The sequence below is a fragment of the Priestia sp. P5_B4 genome (genome assembly GCF_056400385.1).
Window position 1 is genome coordinate 1 of the sequence record NZ_JBFULJ010000832.1, and the last position, 1,691, is coordinate 1,691.

Sequence of the window (1,691 nt, forward strand, 5' to 3'; positions counted from 1 at the left end):
TCTATTCGTTGGTATTACAACAACATCAAAACAAACGCTTATTGAAAAATGGCCGTTTTTACTAGCATTAGTTCTTGGTATTATTGGATTTTATGTTCTTTTCTTACTTGTTGCAAAATATGTATTCAAATACTCACTAACAGGCGCGTCTATGTTCTCTTTAAACTCTACGCAGCCAACGTTTGCGTTTATGGGTATTCCAGTATTAGGTAGCTTGTTTGGCGCAGATGTAGTAGCAATTCCAATCGCCATTACTGGTATCGTAGTAAATGCGATGCTTGATCCTTTAGCAACTATTATTGGTACGGTTGGACAGCGTGAAAGAAGTGAAGGCGATTCAGAAGAAAGCTTATTTAAAGTAACGATTAAATCAATTTTACACGGTCTTTCTGAGCCGTTAGCCTGTGTTCCTTTAATCGCAGTAATATTAGTATTATGTGGCTTCCAAGCTCCGGATTTACTATCAAGCAGCTTAGATCAAATCGGTTCAATTACATCTGGTGCGGCTCTATTCGCAGTTGGGGTAACAATTGGTATCCGTAAAATTCAATTTAGCCCAGCGGCATTTGGTATTGCGATTTTAAAAGTGGCTATTCAGCCGCTTGTAATGTTAGGAATTGCAACAGCAATGGGTCTATCATCAGCTGACATCGTAAAATTAGTATTATTAGTAGCGTTCCCAGGTTCAGCTGTAGCAGCGATGATTTCAGTTCGCTTTGACAGCTTAGCTGGTGAAACAGCTTCAGCATTCGTACTTAGTGCCATTATGTCACTTGTTACATTACCGCTGTTAATTTCTTGGTTAATGTAATCACATATATCGATATAGAACAAAAAAGGCTTTGCTATTTTAGCAAAGCCTTTTTTGTGCATCTATATTTAAAAAAGCTTTAAAAATTCTTGAGCGATTTTGGGAAGATAACTGTCGGTACGCCACGTAACTAAAGGCTCAATCACAAATGGATTATCTTCTATGTTTAAAATTTTAATATGTTCTAGTGAAAAAGAGGAAAGCATTGAATAAGGAACAATGGCAGCACCAAGGCCACGACATACTAAATTAAGAAGCATCGCTGAGTCATGGCATTCGCATAAAATATTAGGTGTTATATCCGTCTTTTCAAATTCTTTTATAATGCGATTGTATATGCTTATTTCCCGATTTGATCGAAGAAGAATAAGAGGGAGAGAAGCAATTTCAGCGACTGAAATCTTTTCTGTTGCATAACCACTTTCTTTGGGAATGGCTACAACAAAAACATCTGGTGCAAGTGTTTTTGTTTTGACATGTTTATAAGGTAAGTCGGTAGTAGTGACTGCTACATCGATTTTTCCTTCCGTTAATAATTCGTTTAAGTGAGCTGGTTCGTTTTCATAGATGTTAAATGTGCCGTTTGGATACTGTTTTTGAATAAGAGTTAGCTTATCGAGAACCGTTGATGCACAGTAGATCGTACATCCGATTTCAAGCTTTTCATTTGTTGCGTTTTTACATTCCTGTACTTCCAATACTGATTTTTCGACCCTTTGCACAATTTCTTTCGCTCGTTTTAAAAAAAGCTCTCCTTCTACCGTTAACAATAAGCGCTTGTTATTATTTCGTTCAAAAAGCAAAAGGCCTAGCTCATTTTCGAGCTGTTTTAGCTGCCTGCTTAAAGGAGGCTGAGCCATATGCAGGCGCTTTGCTGCTT

Annotated in this window: 2 protein-coding genes; one reads left to right on the forward strand and one right to left on the reverse strand. The window is 37.4% G+C overall.

The features are described 5' to 3' along the window. A partial coding sequence (locus AC1DRF_RS26460) for an AEC family transporter (RefSeq protein WP_477742125.1) occupies positions 1–811 on the forward strand: 811 nt, incomplete at its 5' end. 68 nt (positions 812–879) lie between these two features. On the opposite strand, the gene AC1DRF_RS26465 is transcribed toward AC1DRF_RS26460, so the two are convergent. Next, a partial coding sequence (locus AC1DRF_RS26465; RefSeq protein WP_477742126.1) for a LysR family transcriptional regulator occupies positions 880–1,691 on the reverse strand: 812 nt, incomplete at its 5' end.